Source organism: Nonomuraea sp. NPDC050783 (genome assembly GCF_040802095.1).
In the GTDB taxonomy this organism is placed as follows: Bacteria; Actinomycetota; Actinomycetes; order Streptosporangiales; family Streptosporangiaceae; genus Nonomuraea.
In genome coordinates this window covers 30,557-46,509 of the sequence record NZ_JBFAHK010000027.1, presented here as the reverse complement: position 1 = coordinate 46,509, position 15,953 = coordinate 30,557, and the positions used below count along the sequence as shown (strand labels likewise).

Below are 15,953 nucleotides of genomic sequence, written 5' to 3'. Positions count from 1 at the left end.
TCTGCGGCATGGTCACGTCGCAACACGAGGGTCTGACCCAGATCGCGACCCTCGATGTGGATCACACCCGACATATGCTGCTCGCACTCTTCGACCTTCCGATCGCGAAATCGGGCGAGGGCCGTCTGGTCTCGCCCGATCTCTCGGAGGCGATCCCGTCAGTGTGCCGAGCCGACGCCGCCCTGCTGTACGGGGAAGGAGAGGAGAAGCTCGGCGTCATCGTGGAGACACAACGCGGCCGCGACGAGGAGAAGCTCTACAGCTGGCTGGAGTACATCGCCAACTTCCGCTCCCGGGAGAAGTGCCCGGCCTGCCTGGTGGTCATCTGCCCGAAGCGCAGCGTCGCCCGGTGGGCCTCTGGAACGATCCAGACCGGCCACCCGGGGCTCACCCTGACCCCCATGGTGATCCACCAGGGCAACACACCGATCATCACCGATGTCGCCCAGGCCAGGGAGAACATCGCACTGGCGGTCGTCGCGGCCGTCATCCACGGCGAGGACCCCAGGTTCCGGGCCATCCAAGCGGCGGTCATGGAGGCACTGGGCGACATCGATCCGAAGACCGCCACCCGATACGCTAGATACATCGCTGTGTCACTGGAGGGTGACGCACAGAAAGAGTGGGACCAGAGGATGCAGATGACGACGTATCCATACCTGGGCGAGTACGCCAACAGCCTCCTGATCGAGGGCGAAGCCAAGGGTGAAGCCAAGGGCAAAGCCAAGGGCAAGGTCGAAGGCGAGGCGGAGACCCTCCTCCTGGTTCTCGAAGGGCGGGGGATCGCCGTGTCCGACGAGGTTCGGGAGCGGGTGCTGTCCTGCGAGGACAAGGACACTCTCGATGCCTGGGTGCTCAGGGCGATCACCGTCGAGAAGGCGGAGGCTTTGTTCGACTGAGCCGGTCTTCGCTGGAGAGTGACCCGCAGAGAGTGGGACCAGAGGATGACGTATCCGTACCTGGGCGAGTACGCCGACAGCCTGCTGGCCGAGGGTGAAGCCAAGGGCGAGGTCAAGGGTGAAGCCAAGGGCGAGGCGAAGGCTCTCCTCCTGGTTCTTGAAGGGCGGGGGATCGCCGTGTCCGATGAGGTTCGGGAGCGGGTGCTGTCCTGTGAGGACAAGGACACTCTCGATGCCTGGGTGCTCAGGGCGATCGCCGTCGAGAAGGCGGAGGCTCTGTTCGACTGAGCCGGGTGGAGGGCTTCTAGCCGAACAGGCCAAGTTGGCGGGCGGCGCGGAGGGCGAGCCAGACCTCGGCGAAGGCGCCGCTCGACGACAGGTCGCGGCCGGTCAGGGCCGCGAAGCGGCGCAGGCGGTAGGCCAGGGTGTTGGGGTGGACGTACAGGGCGGCGGCGGCCTCGTCCGTGTGGCGGTTGTGCTCCATCCACACGCGCACGCTGGTGAGCAAGTGGGAGTCGTGGGCCGCGTCGTACGCCAGCACCTCGCCGAGGACGTGGTCCACCAGGGCGCGCAGGGTGGCGGGGTCGTCGGGGAGCCAGCGGCCCGTGGTGTCCTCGCCGTAGTGGACCAGCGTCTTGCCCGACTCGGCGGCGTGGGAGGCGGCCCAGATCGCCTCGCGCTGCGGCAGGCGCAACGACTCGCCGGCCGGGAAGGGGCGGCTCGCGCCGGCGCGGGCGTCCGCGACCGTGGCGATCGCGGGGCCCAGCGCGGGCGGGCCCAGCACGTAGTGGGCGTCGGCGCGGCGCAGCATCAGGTGGGGCAGCTCGCCCAGCGCGCGGCGCAGCGCGTCGTCCCCGGCGTGCCGCACCACCAGCAGGACCAGCTCTGAGCCCAGGCCGAGGCGGGTCAGGCGGCGCCGGGCGGCCGGCGGGTCGAGCACGTCCTGGAGGAGCTCGGCCAGTGTCTCGGCGCCCTCGCGGCGCAGCGTCTCGCGTTCGTGGCGGGCCATCGCGACCTGGAGCGCCGCCACCGTGGCGATGTGCTGCACGACGGCGAGCCCGGCGGGCCGGGCGCCCTCGCGCTCGTAGGCGACCAGGAAGCCGGCCGGGCCGCCCGGGGCCGGGACGGGCAGGGCGAAGCCGCCCGGGATGGTGGGCGGGGCGTCGGGCTCGGCGGGCAGCACGTCCAGGCTGGGCGGCACCGGCACCCCGGCGAGCAGCGGGCGGCCTTGAGGGGTGCACAGGTGGACGGCGTAGCCGGACAGTCGTTCCAGGCGTTTGAACAGCGTCGCCGTGTCCAGGTCCTCGGTGGCGAGCCAGCGCAGGGCGCCGAAGACCTGGAGCTGGGCGCCCAGGCGGTGGCCGGCGTCCTCGCGCAGCGCCGCCGCGACCTCCTGGGAGATCGCGATGAACGGCACCGCCAGCGGCACCTCCAGCACCGGCATGCCCCGCTCCTGAGCGGTCTCGAAGAACGCCGGGTGCAGGGGCGGGACGTGGAGCTGGGCGGACAGGGCGAGGGCCGAGACGCCGGCGTCGTCGAGACGGCGCAGGTAGGCGCGCTGCCGGGCGGCGGAGCGGGGGACGCCGAGGCCGGTCGTCATGATGACCTCGGCGCCGAGCAGCCAGGGCGTGGGGTCGTCGAGCTCGCTCACGTGCGCCCAGGAGACCGAGCGCGACAGGCCCGCCTCGCCGGCCAGGAGGCGGAGCTGGAGGGCGGGGGAGCGGAGCAGGTCCTCCACGGTGAGCTTGTGGTCGGCGGCGGGAGCACCGCCCTCCGGCGTGTGGTCGGCGGCGGGAGCGCTGCCCTCCGGCTTGTGGCCGGCGGCGGGACGGCCGTCGCCCGGCTTGTGGTCTGACACAACACACACCGTAGTACTTCGTGTCCTCTACAATTGCCGCAGGTCAGAGGCGTGACGAACACTGACCGGCATGACTATCGGCCCCGTCGACTCCTCCAGGGTCCCGCGTTTCGCCGGGCCCGCCACCTTCGCCCGCCTGCCCCGCCTCGACCAGGTGGAGCGGGCCGACGTCGCGGTCGTGGGCGTGCCGTTCGACACCGGCGTGTCCTACCGGCCGGGCGCCCGGTTCGGGCCGGCCGCGGTCCGGGAGGCGTCCCGGCTGCTGCGGCCCTACCATCCGGGGCTGGACGTCTCGCCGTTCGAGCGGGTGCAGGTGGCCGACGCCGGTGACATCGCGGCCAACCCGTTCGACATCGGGGCGGCCATCGAGAGCATCGAGGAGGCGGCGTCGTCGATCGAGGCGAGGCTGGTCACCATCGGCGGCGACCACACCATCGCGCTGCCGCTGCTGCGGGCCGCCGCGAGGAAGCACGGCCCGGTGGCGCTGCTGCACTTCGACGCGCACCTCGACACCTGGGACACCTACTTCGGCGCGGAGTACACGCACGGCACGCCGTTCCGCCGGGCGGTGGAGGAGGGGCTGGTGGACACCGAGGCGATCGGCCACGTCGGCATCCGCGGCCCCCTGTACGGCAAGAAGGACCTGGAGGACGACCGGCGGCTCGGCTTCGGCATCCTGACCGCCGCCGACGTGCTGCGGCGCGGCCTGGACGAGGTCGTGGACATGCTGCGGCAGCGCGTCGGCGGGCGCCCGCTGTACGTCTCGGTCGACATCGACGTGCTCGACCCCGCCCACGCCCCGGGCACCGGCACCCCCGAGGCCGGCGGGCTCACCAGCCGGGAGCTGCTGGAGATCCTGCGCGGGCTGGCCGGCTGCGACCTGGTCGGCGCCGACGTCGTCGAGGTGGCCCCCGCCTACGACCACGCGGAGATCACCTCGATCGCCGCCTCCCACGTGGCCTACGATCTCGTCAGCCTGCTGGCCCTTCAGAAGCGGGAGAAGCAGACATGAGCGACACCATCATCGAGATCGAGACCTACGGCGTCGAGCGCATCCCCGACGCCGACCGCACGGCGCGCCCGCTCGACCTGTTCCGGGTGGCCTTCGGCGGCGCGAACACCTTCGCCACCTGCGTCCTGGGGGCCTTCCCCATCCTGTTCGGCCTGTCGTTCTGGCAGGGCCTGGCCGCGACCGTGCTCGGGCTGGTGGTGGGGGCGCTGATCCTGGCGCCGCTGTCGCTGTTCGGGCCGCTGAACGGCACCAACAACGCGGTGTCGTCCTCGGCGCACCTGGGGGTGCACGGGCGGATCGTGGGCTCGTTCCTGTCGTTGTTGACCGCGGTCGCGTTCTTCTCGATCTCGGTGTGGTCGTCGGGGGACGCGCTGGTGGGCGGCGCGCACCGGCTGGCGGGGCTGCCGGACACGGACCTGTCGTACGCGGTCGCGTACGGGGTCTTCGCGCTCCTCGTGCTGGTGGTGTGCGTGTACGGCTTCCGCTTCATGCTGCTCGTCAACAAGATCGCGGTGGCGGCGGCGTCGCTGCTGTTCGTCCTGGGGATCCTCGCCTTCGCCGGCGACTTCGACCCGTCGTACCCGGGCACGCTGGCGGCCGGCGACCCGCTGTTCTGGCCGTCGTTCATCGGCGCGGCGCTCATCGTGCTGTCGAACCCGGTCTCGTTCGGCGCCTTCCTCGGCGACTGGTCGCGTTACATCCCGGCGGACACGCCGCGCCGCCGGGTGATGGCCGCCGCGTTCCTGTCGCAGCTCGCGACCATCCTGCCGTTCTTCTTCGGCCTGGCCACCGCCTCGATCATCGCCGCCAAGGCCGCCGACCACATGGACCCGGCCGCGCCTGACTACGTCGGCGGCCTGCTGGCGGTCGCGCCCGGCTGGTACTTCGTCCCGGTCTGCCTGATCGCCCTCATCGGCGGCATGTCCACGGGCACGACCTCCCTCTACGGCACCGGCCTGGACTTCTCCAGCGTCTTCCCGCGTTTCAGCCGCGTGCGGGCCACGGTCTTCATCGGTACGCTGTCGATCGTGTTCATCTTCGCCGGCCGCTTCGCCGCGAACCTGACGCAGAGCATCTCGACGTTCGCCACGCTCATCATCACGTGCACCGCCCCGTGGATGGTGATCATGATGCTCGGCTACGTGACCCGGCGCGGCTGGTACGACCCCGAGGCCCTGCAGGTCTTCAACCGCCGCCAGCGCGGCGGCCGCTACTGGTTCACCCACGGCTGGAACTGGCGGGGCCTGTCCGCCTGGCTGGTGTCGGCGGTGCTGGCGCTGCTGTTCGTCAACCTGCCGGGGCAGTTCGTGGGCCCGCTCGGCGGGCTGGCGGGCGGGGTGGACGTCTCGCTGCCGATCGGCCTGGCCGCCGCCGCGCTGATCTACCTGGCGCTGCTGACCGCCTTCCCCGAGCCGCGCGAGGTCTACGGGCCGCTGGGGCCGCGCCTGGTCCGGGCCGCGGACACGCCGGTGCCGCCCATCGTGGACGGCCCCCGGGCGGCGGAGCCGGTGGCGCCGTGACGGAGCTGGTCGACCTGTCGGTGCCGGTCGAGACCGGGATGCCCGTCTACCCGGGCGACCCGGAGGTCTCGATCGGCCCGGCGCTCACCGTGGCGCGCGACGGCGTCAACGTGCTCGCCGTCCACATGGGCTCCCAGTCGGGCACCCACGTGGACGCGCCCTTCCACTTCGGCGACGCGCTGCCCACGCTGGACGAGCTGCCGCTGGAGCGCTTCACGGGGCCCGCGGCGGTGGTGGACGCCCGGGGCCTCGCGCCCCGGTCCCCGATCCCCGCCGCGGCCTTCGCGGGCGTCGGGGAGGGCGTGATCGTGCTGGTCGCCACCGGCTGGTCGGCGCACTGGGGCGCCGGCGCCTACGAGGGGCATCCCCACCTGTCGCAGGAGGCCGCGGAGCTGCTGGTGGAGCGGGGCGTCAGGACGGTCGGGATCGACGCGCTCAGCGTGGACCCCACCCCGGCCCACGACTTCCCCGCCCACCGGGTGCTCTGCGGCGCGCACGCCGTCATCGCCGAGAACCTGACCGGCCTCGGCCGCCTCCTCGACGCGCAGCGCGCGGGCCGGGCGATCGAGGTCTCCCTGTTCCCGATCAGGCTCGCCGGGGCGGACGGCGCGCCGGTGCGCGCGGTCGCCAGGATCGGCTAGCGCGTCCCCCAGGAGTAGCTCTGCTTGCGCAGCTTCAGGTAGACGAACGACTCGGTGGCCCGTACGGAGGGGATGGCGCGGATCTTGCTGAGGATCTCCAGCAGGTGCCCGTCGCCCTCGCACACCACTTCCACGATGACGTCGAACGAGCCCGCGGTGAGCACGACGTAGTCGATCTCCTCGATCGCGGCCAGCTCGTCGGCGACCGACTCCAGGTCGCCCTCGCAGTTGACGCCGATCATCGCCTGCCGGGGGAAGCCGAGCGTGAGGGGGTCGGTGACCGCGACGATCTGCATGACGCCGGCCTCCTGCAACCGCTGCACGCGCTGGCGCACCGCGGCCTCCGACAGGCCGACCGCCTTGCCGATCGCCGCGTACGGCATGCGCCCGTCGTCCTGGAGCTGTTCGATGATCCGCTTGGACAGGTCGTCGAGCACGACGGGTCCGGCGGCGGGCGTGCTTCGGCGAACGCGGGGCGGCGACGTCATCGAGAGGAGTCCTCCTAGCGGTCCGGCATGACGGGGACGTTCCCGCCGTGTTGCCGTCCTGGTGCGACATGTTGTCAGTTCCTGGCGCTCTGTCAAGCGAATTCGTAGCAATTTGGTATCTTCGCCACGAAATCCCTTGTCCGAATGCTGCCACTCTGTAAGAGTCGCGGCATCTCAGCCACCTCACGAGGAGGAGGTCACCTTGACCACCCGTCTGCAGAACTTCGTCAACGGGGAGTTCGTGGACGCCAAGAGCGGCCGGTACTCCGACATCATCGATCCGTGCACCGGCGAGGTCTACGTCCAGGCTCCGGTCTCGGGCGCCGACGACGTCGATGCCGCCTACGCCGCCGCGGCCGCCGCGTTCGACTCGTGGGGCAGGACCACCCCGGGGGAGCGGGCCAACCTGCTGCTCAAGGTCGCCGACGCCATCGAGGCGCGGGCCGACGAGATCAACGAGGCCGAGTGCCGCAACACCGGCAAGCCCCGCGCCCGCATGGCCGAGGACGAGACCCCGGTCGCGGCCGACCACTTCCGCTTCTTCGCCGGCGCGGCGCGCACGCTGGAGGGCCCGACGGCCGGGGAGTTCCTCGCCGAGCACACCAGCGTCATCCGGCACGAGCCGATCGGCGTGGTCGGCCAGGTCACGCCGTGGAACTACCCGATGATGATGGCGGTCTGGAAGATCGCCCCCGCGCTGGCGGCCGGCAACACGGTCGTGCTCAAGCCGTCCGACACCACCCCGGTCTCCACGCTCAAGCTGGCCGAGATCCTGGGCGAGGTGCTGCCGCCCGGCGTCTTCAACGTCGTCACCGGCGACCGCGAGACCGGCGCGCTGGTCGTCGGCCACCCCACCGCGTCGATGGTGGCGATCACCGGCTCGGTCGGCGCGGGCATGTCGGTGGCCAAGAGCGCCGCCGACGACCTCAAGCGGGTGCACCTGGAGCTCGGCGGCAAGGCGCCGGTCGTGGTCTTCGAGGACGTCAAGGACCTCGCCAAGGCCGCCGCCGACATCGCCACCGCCGGCCTCTACAACGCCGGCCAGGACTGCACGGCCGCCTGCCGGGTGCTCGTGCAGGAGAGCGTGCACGACGAGTTCGTGGCCGCGCTGACCGAGGCCGCCGCGGGCACCGTCACCGGCGGCCTGGACGACGCGGACGCCCTCTACGGCCCGCTCAACAACGAGAACCAGCTCGCCCGCGTCCAGGGCTTCATCGACCGGGTGCCGGCGCACGCCAAGATCCTCACCGGCGGCCACCGCGTCGGCGACAAGGGCTACTTCTTCGCCCCGACCGTCGTGGACGGCCTCAGGCAGGACGACGAGATGGTGCAGAACGAGGTCTTCGGCCCGGTCATCACCGTCCAGACCTTCACCGACGAGGCCGACGCGCTGGCCAAGGCCAACGACGTCAGGTACGGCCTGAGCGGCTCGGTGTGGACCTCCGACCACGGCCGCGCGATGCGCATGTCCAACCGGCTGGACTTCGGCGTCGTCTGGGTGAACACGCACATCCCGTTCGTGTCGGAGATGCCGCACGGCGGTTTCAAGCACTCGGGCTACGGCAAGGACCTGTCGGTCTTCGGCCTGCACGACTACACGAGGGTCAAGCACGTCATGCACTACATCGGTGAATAGCGCGGATGACCAGCGCCATCGAGCTTGAGGACGTCGTCAAGGAGTACCTCGCGCACGGCGAGGTGGTCCGGGCCGTCAAGGGCGTCTCGCTGGACATCGAGGAGGGGGAGTTCTTCTCCCTCCTCGGCCCGTCCGGCTGCGGCAAGACCACCACCATGCGGATGGTCGCCGGCTTCGAGGCCCCGTCGAAGGGCCTGGTGAAGCTGCACGGCCAGGACGTCACGAACGTCCCGCCGAACAAGCGCGACGTCAACATGGTCTTCCAGTCCTACGCGCTCTTCCCGCACATGAGCGTCTGGGACAACGTGGCCTTCGGGCTGAAGCAGCGCAGGACGCCGCAGGAGGAGATCAGGCGGCGGGTCGGCGAGATGCTGGAGATCGTCGACCTGACCGGGCGGGAGAAGCGCCGGCCGCGCGAGATGTCCGGCGGCCAGCAGCAGCGGGTGGCGCTGGCCAGGGCCCTGGTCAACCGGCCCCGGGCGCTGCTGCTGGACGAGCCGCTCGGCGCGCTCGACCTGAAGCTGCGCCAGGCCATGCAGATCGAGCTCAAGCGCATCCAGCGCGAGGTCGGCATCACGTTCGTGTACGTCACGCACGACCAGAACGAGGCGCTGACCATGAGCGACCGCATCGCCGTCATGAACGACGGCCTGGTCGAGCAGCTCGCCGGGCCGCGCGAGATCTACGAGCGGCCGGCGAGCGCGTTCGTGGCCGGCTTCATCGGCACCTCCAACCTGCTCACCGGCACCGCCAGGGGCGGCGAGCTGAAGATCGGCGGCGGCCGGGTGCTGGTGCCCGGCCACGACGGCGAGGTGACGGTCACGGTCCGCCCGGAGAAGATCACCATCTGCACGGACGAGCCGGGGGCGGGCGTGAGCGCGGTCTCCGGCACCGTGGCCGAGGTCGTCTACCTGGGCACCTACAACAGTTACGCCGTGCGTCTCGCTGACGGGGCCGAGATGACGGTGTTCCAGCAGAACGCGCTCAGCGCGGAGGCCACGGCGGAGCGGGGCGACTCCGTGTGGCTGTCCTGGCAGGCGCAGCACTCGTACGTGATTGGAAGTTGATAACAGCCCATGAACCCCCGTCTCCCGCACCTCCCCCGCCGCGACGCCTTCCGCCTGGCCGGGCTGTCGGCCGCCGGGCTCGCGCTGGCCGCCTGCGGCGTGCAGGGCCAGAAGGCCGCGCCGCCCAAGGCCGACGAGGTCCAGGACTTCTGGTCCAAGCAGACCAAGCACGGCAAGGTCGTCTTCGCCAACTGGCCGGAGTACATGCCCGAGGACAAGGGGCCGCTGGAGCAGTTCAAGCGGGCCACCGGGATCTCCTACGAGTACAAGGAGGTCATCCAGGAGAACGCCGAGTTCTTCGGCAAGGCCGACCCCGTGCTCCGCGCCGGCCAGCCCCTGGGCTACGACATCGTCGTCATGACCAACGGCATCCAGCTCCAGCACATGATCGAGCTGGGCTACTGCGTGCCGCTCGACCACTCCAAGCTGCCGAACTTCGCGGCCAACGCCGGCCAGAAGTACAAGGAGCGGGTCTACGATCCGGGCAACAAGTACACGGTGCCGTACACCTCGGGCGTGACCGGGATCGCGTACAACACCAAGTACGTCAAGGACGACATCACCAGCATCCAGTCCCTGTTCGACCCGAAGTACAAGGGCCGGATCGGGATGATGAACGACGCGCAGGAGATCGGCAACTTCGGGATGTTCGCCCTCGGCATCGACCCGGAGAAGTCGACCGAGGCCGACTGGCGCAAGGCGGGCGAGAAGCTCAAGCAGCAGCGCGAGGACGGCCTGGTGCGCAAGTACTACGACCAGAGCTACATCGACGCGGTCGCCAAGGGCGACGTGTGGCTGACCATGGCCTGGTCGGGTGACGTGTTCCAGCGGCAGCTCGCCGGGGAGCCGGTCAAGTTCGTGGTGCCCGAGGAGGGCGGCACGATCTGGACCGACAACATGCTCATCCCCAAGGGCGCGGCCAACCCGCTGGACGCGCTCATGCTGATGGACTACCTCTACCAGCCGGCCGTGGCCGCCGAGCTGGATGAGTTCATCCAGTTCGTCACCCCGGTCCCGGCCGTGCAGGACCTGCTGCGGGAGAAGGCCAAGAGCGCCAAGGGTGAGGACAAGAAGGCGCTGGAGCAGATGGTGGACAGCCCCCTCATGTTCCCGACCGAGGCCGACTACGCCCGGCTGCGCGGCTACACGCCGCTGGACAACAAGCAGCAGCAGGTCTTCAACCCGATCTTCCAGTCCGTGACCCAGGCGTAGCGATGCGGCGGCTCACTCCCTACCTGCTGGCGCTGCCCGGCTGGATGTGGCTGGCGATCTTCCTGGTCGTGCCCATGGCGGCCATGGCGTCGGTGTCGCTGCAGACCGGCAACGCCATCGACGGTTACGCGATGACGTTCGCCGTGTCCAACTACACCGACGCGCTCGGCCGCTACAGCACCCAGCTCGTGCGCTCGCTGCTGTACGGCGGGCTGGCGACGGTGGCGATGCTGCTCATCGGGTACCCGGTGGCGTACTGGATCGCCTTCAAGGGCGGCCGGCGCAAGTCGGTCTACCTGTTCCTGCTGCTGCTGCCGTTCTTCGTGTCGTTCGTGCTGCGGACGATCTCGTGGAACTTCCTGCTGGCCGACAACGGCATCCTGCTGGGCACGCTGAAGGGGTGGGGGGTGCTGCCGGCCGACTTCCACGTGCTGGCCACCACGGTCGCGGTGGTGGGCGGGCTGGCCTACAACTTCCTGCCGTTCATGATCCTGCCGATCTACGTCTCGCTGGAGCGGGTGGACCCGCGGGTGGTGGAGGCGGCGCAGGACCTGTACGCGACCCGGGCGGCGGCCTTCCGCCAGGTGGTGCTGCCGCTGTCGCTGCCGGGGGTGTTCGCCGGGGTGCTCATGACGTTCGTGCCCGCCACGGCGGACCCGATCAACGCGGCCATCCTCGGCGGCACCGCGAACACCATGATCGGCAACATCATCCAGACCGCGTACCTGACCAACCTCGACTACCCGACCGCCTCGGCGCTGTCGTTCACGCTGATGGCGGTGCTGCTGGTGGGCATCTTCCTCTACGCCCGCCTGCTCGGCACCGAGAACGTCCTGGAGGCGGCGGCCAGATGACGGGCACGACGAGGGGCACCAGGCTGGGCGACCGGCTGCTGCACGCGTGGACCTGGCTGGTCATCGTCTGGCTGTCGTCGCCGATCGCCGTGATGATCCTGTTCGGCTTCAACGACAAGAAGAGCAAGTCCAACACCGCCTGGCAGGGCTTCACCCTGCGCTGGTACGGCGAGCTGTTCGACATCTCCGACCTGACCACGGCGCTGACCAACTCGCTGGTCGTGGCCGTGGTCAGCACGGTCGTCACGGTCGTGATCGGCACCATGCTGGGGCTGGCGCTCGGCCGGCACCGCTTCCGCGGCAAGGGCGCGACGACCTTCCTGGTCTTCGCCGCGATCTCCACGCCGGAGCTGGTCATGGGCGCGTCGCTGCTGTCGTTGTTCGTCTCGGGCAACGTGCCGCGCGGCACCGTCACGATCGTCGTCGCGCACGTGCTGTTCTCGCTGTCCTTCGTGGTCGTCACCGTGCGGGCCCGGGTCGTCGGGCTGGACCCGTCCCTGGAGGAGGCGGCCAGGGATCTCGGGGCGACGGCGTGGGGCACGTTCCGCCAGGTGACGCTGCCGTCGATCCTGCCGGGCGTGATGGCGGGGGCGATGTTGTCGTTCGCGCTGTCGATCGACGACTACGTGGTCACCAGCTTCGTCAACGGCTCGACCGTGACCTTCCCGCTGTGGATCGTGGGTGCGGTGAAGACGGGAATCCCGCCCCAGGTGAACGTCATGGGTACGCTGATCTTCGGCATCGGGGTGCTGATCGCGGTCGGGAACGCGATCGCGGCACGGCGCCGCACCTGACAACTCAACTTCGTAGGGAAGTGGGATTTGTGGATCCGCTGAAGGCGCTTGCTGACGCGGAGCGCAAGCCGTACTGGCTGGACAGCCCGGCCAGACCCGAGCCGCGGGCGCGGCTCACCGAACACACCGCCGCCGACCTGGCCGTCGTGGGCGGCGGATTCTCGGGGCTGTGGACCGCCCTCATGGCCAAGGAGCGCGATCCCTCGCTGGACGTCGTCCTGCTGGAGGGGCGCCGCATCGGCTGGGCGGCCACCGGCCGCAACGGCGGCTTCTGCATGGCGACCCTCACCCACGGCCTGGCCAACGGGCTGGAGCGGTGGCCGGAGGAGGTCGAGCGCCTGGAGCGCATGGGCGTGGCCAACCTCGACGAGATCGAGGCCACCCTGGAGCGCTACGGCGTCGAGTGCTCCTTCGAGCGCACCGGCGAGCTGCACGTGGCCACCGAGCCCTGGCAGCTCGACGCGCTCGAGGAGCACCTCGACCTGATCTCCGAGCTGGGCCTCGACTACCTGCCGCTGGACCGGGAGCAGGTGCGGGCCGAGCTCGACTCGCCCACCTACCTGGGCGGGCTGTGGGAGCGCAGCGGCTGCGCCATGCTCGACCCGGCGCGGCTGGCGTGGGGGCTGCGCGAGGCGTGCCTGCGGCTCGGGGTGCGGGTGTACGAGCGCTCGCCGGTGCGCTCGCTGTGCGACGACGGCGTCCGCATCGAGCTGCGCACCCCGCACGGCGCGGTCACCGCGCGGAAGGTCGCGCTCGGCACCGGCGTCTTCCCGCCGCTGCTGCGCCGGCTGCGGCACTTCGTGGTGCCCGTCTACGACTACGCGCTCATGACCGAGCCGCTGACCGGCGACCAGCTCGCCGCGATCGGCTGGCGCAACCGGCAGGGTGTCGGCGACTCCGGCAACCGCTTCCACTACTACCGCCTGACCGACGACAACCGCGTCCTGTGGGGCGGCTACGACGCCGTCTACTACAACGGCGGCCTGGTCAAGCCCGAGTACGACCAGCGCGACGAGACCTTCCTCACCCTCGCCCGGCACTTCTACGACACCTTCCCCCAGCTGGAGGAGGTGCGCTTCACCCACCGGTGGGGCGGGGTGATCGACACCTGCAGCCGCTTCAGCGCCTTCTACGGGCAGGCGCACGGCGGGCGGCTGGCCTACGGCCTCGGCTACACCGGCATGGGCGTCGGCGCCACCCGCTTCGGCGCCAATGTCATGCTCGACCTGCTGTCCGGCGAGCCCACCGAGCGCACCGAGCTGCGGATGGTCAAGGAGAAGCCGATCCCGTTCCCGCCCGAGCCGGTGCGGTCGGGCGTCATCCAGGTGACCCGCTGGTCGATCGCCCAGGCCGACCAGCACCAGGGCAAACGCAACCTGTGGCTGCGCACGCTCGACCGGATGGGGCTGGGGTTCGATTCCTGACCCGCGGGCATGATGCCTGGCGACCCCCATGTAGTTCATGGGGGTTGCGAGGTGTATGCGAAGATAGCCGCCTGCGCCGGGCTGGTGCTGCTGGCCGGCGGGTGCGGGAAGGAACGGCCCGAGATCCTGCCCACGGCGGCGCGGGCTCCGATCAAGGCAGCCCGCTGCGTCATGAAATTTCCGGACGTCCCGGCCGGGCGGATCGCCCGCGCCCGGCTCGAGCGCGACATCGCCCGCTACCTCGCCCGCCGCCCGGGCCGGGTCGTCTACGCGGCCCGCGACCTCGTCGGCGGGGCCGAGGTGGCGCAGGGCGAGCACCAGAACGACATGATCACGGCCAGCGGCGCCAAGGTGGACATCCTCATGGCGCTGCTGGCCCGCCGCGACGGCGGGCTGGACGAGGGCGAGCGCGACCTGGCCTCCCGCATGATCAGGGAGAGCGACAACAGCGCCGCCGACGCCCTGTGGTCGCGGGTCGGCGGCGGCGGCGCCCTCAGCGAGTTCTACCGGCGGATCGGCCTGAGCCGGACCACGCCCGGCCCGAGCGTCTACTGGGGCGGCACCAACACCAGCCCCTCCGACCGCCTCCGGCTGCTCAAGGTGCTGGTCAAGGGCGGTGGCGGGCTGAGCGCCAAGGACCGGGAGCTGGTGCTCGGGCTGATGGGCCGGGTGCTGCGGGAGCAGGCGTGGGGTGTCAGCGCCGCGGCGCGCGACGGCGACCGGGTGGCGCTCAAGAACGGCTGGACGCCCCGCCCGTTCATCCACAACACCTGGGCGGTCACCAGTTACGGCCGGGTGACCGGGCGCGGCCGGGACCTGCTGCTGTCGGTGCAGACCGACCAGCAGCCGGGGGAGGGGGCGGGCATCGAGACCATCGAGGGCGTCGCCCGCATGATCGGCACCCGCCTGGACGGCCTCACCCCGACCACGCTGCGCCCCTGCCCGACCCATCCGATCCCGTGAGCCCGGTCCCGTGAGCCCGGTCCCGTGAGTCCGGTCCCGTGAGCCCGATCCCGTGAGTCCGGCCGCGCGACGGGTGTCAGGCCCGCGCCAGGACCTCCTCCGGGATCTCCTTCGGCACGCCGCGCAGCCCCACCAGGGCCAGCACCGCGACCAGCGCCAGCAGCACGCTGGTGACCAGCGACGTCACGTGCACCCCGTCGAGGAACGCGGCCCGCGCCGCCCGCATGAGTGGCGCGGCCTGCTCGGCGGGCAGGGCGGCCGCCACCCGCGCGGCGCCGGCCAGCGACTCCCGGGCGGCCGGCCCGCCCACCCCGGCGGGCAGCTCCAGGCCGGCCCGGTAGACGCTGGTGAGCACGGTGCCGAGGACCGCGATGCCGAGCGCCGCCCCCAGCTCGAACGCGGTCTCCGACACCGCGGCCGCCGCCCCCGCCCGCTCCTTGGGCGCGGTGGCCAGCACGTTGTCGTTGTTGACGGTGAAGGCGAACCCGACGCCCACGCCGCCGACCACCATGGCGGGCAGCAGCGCGAGGTAGTCCAGCTCCGTGCCGAGCGTGGTGTAGTACAGGAACGAGGCGGCGTTCATGGCCAGCCCCAGCGCGACCACGCCGTTGCGGCCGAGGCGGCGGATCAGCCGGGCCGCGAGCATCCCGCCGGCCGCGCCGCTCAGCCCGCCGGGAAGCTGCGCCAGCCCCGCCTCCAGCGGCGACCAGCCCAGCACGAGCTGGAGGTACCAGGCGAACATCAGCATCATGGCCGACATGGCGAAGATCGCCAGCAGGTTCGTCAGGATGGACGCGCCGAACGCCCGCCGGGCGAAGAGCCGCACGTCGATCAGCGGCTCGGGCAGCCGCGCCTGCCGCCGGGCGAACACCGCCAGCAGCGCCACCCCGGCCACGCCCGCCACCGGCACGTCCGGCCGCGCCAGCCCCTCGTGCGCGGCCTCCTTGATCGCGTAGACGAGCGCGACCACCCCGGCCATCGACAGGGCGGCGCCGGCCAGGTCCAGCCGGCCGGCCTCCGGGTTGCGCGACTCGGGCAGCACGAGCAGGCCCCCGGCCAGCACCAGCAGCATGATCGGCACGTTGATCAGGAACACCGAACCCCACCAGAAGTGGTCCAGCAGCAGCCCGCCGATCACCGGGCCGACGGCGAAGCCCGCCGCGCTCATCCCGCTCCAGATCCCGATGGCCGCGGTGCGCTCGGCCGGCTCGGTGAAGACGTTCCTGACGATCGACAGGGTCGAGGGCATGATCGTCGCGCCGGCCACGCCGAGCAGCGCCCGCGCCGCGATGAGCAGCTCCGGGGTGGGCGCGTACGCGGTGAGCGCCGAGGCCGCGCCGAACGCCGCCGCGCCGATCAGCAGCAGGCGCTTGCGGCCGACGCGGTCGCCGAGGTTGCCCATGGTGACGAGCAGGCCGGCCAGGGCGAAGCCGTACACGTCGCCGATCCAGAGCAGCTGGGTGGAGCTCGCGCCGAGGTCGGCGGTCAGGCGGGGCAGGGCCAGGTGCAGGACCGTGAGGTCGAGCGAGAGGAGGAGCGTGGCCAGGCAGGCGATCGCCAGGCAGGACCATCGGTTCGTCATGCG

Annotated in this window: 15 protein-coding genes; 12 read left to right on the top strand and 3 right to left on the bottom strand. The window is 71.2% G+C overall.

Going from position 1 to position 15,953, the window contains the following annotated elements; genetic code table 11:
• The first annotated feature begins 8 nt into the window (after positions 1-8).
• Together AB0H75_RS43100 and AB0H75_RS43095 are read left to right on the top strand one after the other, a co-directional pair.
• Positions 9-899, top strand: coding sequence for a hypothetical protein (locus AB0H75_RS43100; protein ID WP_367806483.1), 891 nt, complete (start codon positions 9-11; stop codon positions 897-899).
• Between the two features lie 45 nt (positions 900-944).
• Positions 945-1,187 carry a hypothetical protein gene (locus AB0H75_RS43095; protein ID WP_367806481.1) on the top strand — a complete coding sequence of 81 codons (243 nt, stop codon included), beginning with the start codon at positions 945-947 and terminating at the stop codon, positions 1,185-1,187.
• Between the two features lie 16 nt (positions 1,188-1,203).
• On the opposite strand, the gene AB0H75_RS43090 is transcribed toward AB0H75_RS43095, so the two are convergent.
• Positions 1,204-2,757, bottom strand: a complete 1,554-nt coding sequence (locus AB0H75_RS43090; protein WP_367806479.1) for a PucR family transcriptional regulator — start codon at positions 2,755-2,757, stop codon at positions 1,204-1,206.
• 70 nt (positions 2,758-2,827) lie between these two features.
• Between AB0H75_RS43090 and speB the strand changes: the two genes are divergently transcribed.
• The 3 genes from speB to AB0H75_RS43075 are packed head-to-tail and all read left to right on the top strand — an operon-like array spanning position 2,828 to position 5,930.
• Positions 2,828-3,769: an agmatinase gene (gene speB / locus AB0H75_RS43085; RefSeq protein WP_367806477.1), complete on the top strand. Its 942-nt coding sequence runs from the start codon at positions 2,828-2,830 to the stop codon at positions 3,767-3,769.
• Positions 3,766-5,289, top strand: a complete 1,524-nt coding sequence (locus tag AB0H75_RS43080; protein ID WP_367806475.1) for a cytosine permease — start codon at positions 3,766-3,768, stop codon at positions 5,287-5,289. The genes speB and AB0H75_RS43080 overlap by 4 nt, the downstream gene beginning before the upstream one ends.
• Complete coding sequence (locus tag AB0H75_RS43075; protein ID WP_367806473.1) at positions 5,286-5,930, top strand: cyclase family protein; 645 nt, start codon at positions 5,286-5,288, stop codon at positions 5,928-5,930. Before AB0H75_RS43080 ends, AB0H75_RS43075 begins: the two co-directional genes overlap by 4 nt.
• On the opposite strand, the gene AB0H75_RS43070 is transcribed toward AB0H75_RS43075, so the two are convergent.
• Positions 5,927-6,418: an Lrp/AsnC family transcriptional regulator gene (locus tag AB0H75_RS43070; protein ID WP_367806471.1), complete on the bottom strand. Its 492-nt coding sequence runs from the start codon at positions 6,416-6,418 to the stop codon at positions 5,927-5,929. The genes AB0H75_RS43075 and AB0H75_RS43070 overlap by 4 nt on opposite strands.
• Positions 6,419-6,620: 202 nt before the next feature.
• On the opposite strand from AB0H75_RS43070, the gene AB0H75_RS43065 reads away from it, so the two are divergent.
• Genes AB0H75_RS43065 through AB0H75_RS43035 form a run of 7 tightly spaced genes read left to right on the top strand, consistent with a single transcriptional unit; the run spans position 6,621 to position 14,368 of the window.
• Positions 6,621-8,054 (top strand): gamma-aminobutyraldehyde dehydrogenase, encoded by a 1,434-nt coding sequence (locus AB0H75_RS43065; RefSeq protein ID WP_367806469.1) that lies wholly within the window; start codon positions 6,621-6,623, stop codon positions 8,052-8,054.
• A 5-nt stretch (positions 8,055-8,059) separates the two neighbouring features.
• Positions 8,060-9,121 carry an ABC transporter ATP-binding protein gene (locus tag AB0H75_RS43060; protein ID WP_367806467.1) on the top strand — a complete coding sequence of 354 codons (1,062 nt, stop codon included), beginning with the start codon at positions 8,060-8,062 and terminating at the stop codon, positions 9,119-9,121.
• 9 nt (positions 9,122-9,130) lie between these two features.
• Positions 9,131-10,333, top strand: a complete 1,203-nt coding sequence (locus AB0H75_RS43055; RefSeq protein WP_367806465.1) for a spermidine/putrescine ABC transporter substrate-binding protein — start codon at positions 9,131-9,133, stop codon at positions 10,331-10,333.
• 2 nt (positions 10,334-10,335) lie between these two features.
• A complete protein-coding gene (locus tag AB0H75_RS43050) occupies positions 10,336-11,187 on the top strand; it encodes an ABC transporter permease (RefSeq protein ID WP_367806463.1) in 852 nt (283 codons plus the stop codon).
• Positions 11,184-11,981, top strand: a complete 798-nt coding sequence (locus AB0H75_RS43045) for an ABC transporter permease (protein WP_367806461.1) — start codon at positions 11,184-11,186, stop codon at positions 11,979-11,981. Before AB0H75_RS43050 ends, AB0H75_RS43045 begins: the two co-directional genes overlap by 4 nt.
• A gap of 29 nt (positions 11,982-12,010) precedes the next feature.
• Positions 12,011-13,405 carry an NAD(P)/FAD-dependent oxidoreductase gene (locus AB0H75_RS43040; RefSeq protein WP_367806459.1) on the top strand — a complete coding sequence of 465 codons (1,395 nt, stop codon included), beginning with the start codon at positions 12,011-12,013 and terminating at the stop codon, positions 13,403-13,405.
• Between the two features lie 51 nt (positions 13,406-13,456).
• A complete protein-coding gene (locus AB0H75_RS43035; RefSeq protein WP_367806457.1) occupies positions 13,457-14,368 on the top strand; it encodes a serine hydrolase in 912 nt (303 codons plus the stop codon).
• Positions 14,369-14,444: 76 nt separating this feature from the next.
• On the opposite strand, the gene AB0H75_RS43030 is transcribed toward AB0H75_RS43035, so the two are convergent.
• Positions 14,445-15,950 (bottom strand): MFS transporter, encoded by a 1,506-nt coding sequence (locus tag AB0H75_RS43030; RefSeq protein WP_367806455.1) that lies wholly within the window; start codon positions 15,948-15,950, stop codon positions 14,445-14,447.
• Positions 15,951-15,953: the final 3 nt, after the last annotated feature.